This window comes from Mesorhizobium sp. M4A.F.Ca.ET.020.02.1.1 (assembly GCF_004022645.1).
Taxonomy (GTDB): domain Bacteria; phylum Pseudomonadota; class Alphaproteobacteria; order Rhizobiales; family Rhizobiaceae; genus Mesorhizobium.
In genome coordinates, this window is the sequence record NZ_RZOI01000837.1 from 1 (window position 1) to 2426 (window position 2426).

Sequence of the window (2426 nt, forward strand, 5' to 3'; positions counted from 1 at the left end):
GTAGGGCAGTAGGGCAGTAGGGCAGTAGGGCGAGCCACTCGAGGCACTTCACATATTGCCCTACTGCCTTATTCCCCTAAATCAAATGCCTTCGCCGGCAAGCTCCTCCGACAGCGTCGAGACCTGGTCCTGGGCGCTGCGCATCATCGGGTAGATGGCGAGCACCTTCTGCCAGGCTTCAAGGGCCGACTGCTTGTGGCCGGTCTCGGCCATGATCTGCGCCAGGCCGGACAGAGCGCCGAAATGGCGCGGCTCAAGGTGCAGCGTGTGGTCGATGTCCGACATCGACTTACCGTAGTTCTTCATCATGAAATGCACAGTGGCGCGGCGGTTCCAGCCTTCAGCATACGTCGGCTGCAAGGTCACCACCTGGTCGAGGAAATCGAGCGCGACGTCGTATTTCTGGTTTTCCATCGCCTTTTGCGACCATTGCATCATCAGGTCGATCGAGGCGCTGCCGGACTGGGCCCATTCGCTCCAGATACGCTGGGCTATGCGCGTCGCGGCCTTTTCGTTGCGCTCGCGCTTCAGGTCGGTGAATAGCTGGTCGAGGCGGGCCTGGCTGGTCGTGGCGACGGGGGGAGCGACCGGATCATCCGCCCAGGCCAGCAAGACAGTGAGCGGCAAGAGGGCGGCCGGCAGGACCGCGCCGGACAGGCAAAGGGTCGCGAGAAAAGCAAGACGAATCCGCATCGCCGGAATCTAGTCCCGGTCGGCGGATCGTCAAAGTGATTTTAGCGTGAAGGAGCCGGCAGGCCGGCGACAAACATCGGGCGCGGTGTGGTCTCTTTTGCATGTCGTTGTCCCAAAACCGCTTCGGCACTTTTGGGCGACATGCGCTGAGCCGCGCACAAGGCTCAGCCCTGACGCGCCTTGTAACGCGGGGCGGTCTTGTTGATGATGTAGATGCGGCCCTTGCGACGAACCAGTCGGTTGTCACGGTGACGGGCCTTCAGCGCCTTGAGCGAATTCTTGATCTTCATGGTCTTGCCTGTTCGGTCAGGGCCCGCTGCCGGGCCGAATTTTAAAGGCGCGCCCGAAAAAGCGCGCCTTTGAACTTGCGTGGCTCATAAACGAGGAGGCTTGCCCGTGTCAACCGCAAGCATGCTTTATGGCGTGCGCAAATGCCTGGCAATCAAATGTTCGCCATCTCCGCTCTGTGGCATTGCGCGGCCGGGATCGGGCTGGAATGGTGCCGTCGGCCCGCGAGATGATTTGGAGACGCTGATGCGCCCGATGTTTCTGTTCGCCTGTCTTGCCGTGCTGGCGGCGGCCCCGGCCGCGCGGGCGCAGGAATGCGACCGCAACGACGACAGCCAGCAGATGATGAATATCTGCGCCGATGCCGACTACCAGGCCGCCGACGCCAAGCTCAATGCAACCTACAAGGGTCTTGTCGGCGATGGCGACGAGAAGTCCAACAAAATGCTGCAGGCGGCGCAGCGCGCCTGGATCACGTTCCGCGACGCGGAATGCGCCTATTCCGCGGCGGACAGCGAGGGCGGCTCCATCCATCCGATGGAGGTCTCGCAGTGCCTGACGGAGCTGACCAACGAGCGCGTCAAACAGCTCACTTCCGGCCGCAACTGCCAGGAAGGCGATGCAAGCTGCGCCAGCCCAGACGAGGACGAAGATCAGGATATGCAGTAAGCCGGCCGTTGTCGGCAACCGGCTTCCAGATCATGCTCAACTTCGACGGCTGACGCGGGTGAAATGACCCATCTTGCGGCCGGGGCGCGATTCGGCCTTGCCGTAGAGATGCAACATCAGGTCGGGCTCGGCGAGCAGGGCCGGAACGCGTTTGATGTCGTCGCCGATCAGGTTTTCCATCACGCAGTCCGAGTGGCGGCCGGGCGTGCCCAGCGGCAGGCCGGCGACGGCGCGGATATGCTGCTCGAACTGGGAGACCGTCGCGGCGGCCTCCGTCCAGTGGCCGGAATTATGGACGCGCGGCGCCATCTCGTTGGCGAGCAGCGAGCCGTCGGCAAGTACGAAGAACTCGACGCCGATGACGCCGACATAATCGAGCGCGGCCAATATCTTTGCCGCCGCGGCCTGCGCCGCCGCCGCCGTCTGATGGCTGATTCTTGCCGGTAGGGTCGACGTGTGCAGGATGCCGTCGCGATGGACATTCTCGGCCGGATCGAAGGCGGCGATGCTCCCGTCAGGACCACGCGCGGCGATCACCGAGATCTCGCGCTCGAAGGCGACGAAGGATTCGAGGATCAGCGGCACGTTGCCCATCGCCTCGCAGGTGCCGGAAAAGCCACCGGTGTCCATATTGCGGAAGACGCGCTGGCCCTTGCCGTCATAGCCCAGGCGCCTGGTCTTCAGGATGCCGCTGCCGCCGAATTCCTTCAGCGCCGCCGTCAGTTCGGCGTCATTGTCGATTGCGCGAAACTCGGCCGTGGCAATGCCGATGCCGT

4 protein-coding genes are annotated in these 2426 nt (G+C 63.2%); 1 reads left to right on the top strand and 3 read right to left on the bottom strand.

Annotation, left to right across the window (positions count from 1 at the left end):
- Window positions 1-81: 81 nt before the first annotated feature.
- The gene (locus tag EN742_RS31880; RefSeq protein WP_126057923.1) at window positions 82-693 is read right to left on the bottom strand and encodes a hypothetical protein; all 612 of its coding nucleotides are present in this window, start codon (window positions 691-693) and stop codon (window positions 82-84) included.
- Between the two features lie 164 nt (window positions 694-857).
- Window positions 858-983, bottom strand: coding sequence for a type B 50S ribosomal protein L36 (ykgO, locus tag EN742_RS31885; protein WP_040974291.1), 126 nt, complete (start codon window positions 981-983; stop codon window positions 858-860).
- Between the two features lie 244 nt (window positions 984-1227).
- On the opposite strand from ykgO, the gene EN742_RS31890 reads away from it, so the two are divergent.
- A complete protein-coding gene (locus EN742_RS31890) occupies window positions 1228-1650 on the top strand; it encodes a lysozyme inhibitor LprI family protein (RefSeq protein WP_126057924.1) in 423 nt (140 codons plus the stop codon).
- Between the two features lie 36 nt (window positions 1651-1686).
- Here the strand turns inward: EN742_RS31890 and EN742_RS31895 are convergent.
- Window positions 1687-2426 (bottom strand): ATP-grasp domain-containing protein (locus EN742_RS31895; RefSeq protein ID WP_128333725.1); only part of this gene is annotated, 740 nt, incomplete at its 5' end.

Bases quoted from the DNA above. Each gene is read 5' to 3' on its own strand.
- EN742_RS31880 (WP_126057923.1), bottom strand. From the start codon at position 693: ATGCGGATTCGTCTTGCTTTTCTCGCGACCCTTTGCCTGTCCGGCGCG.
- ykgO (WP_040974291.1), bottom strand. From the start codon at position 983: ATGAAGATCAAGAATTCGCTCAAGGCGCTGAAGGCCCGTCACCGTGAC.
- EN742_RS31890 (WP_126057924.1), top strand. From the start codon at position 1,228: ATGCGCCCGATGTTTCTGTTCGCCTGTCTTGCCGTGCTGGCGGCGGCC.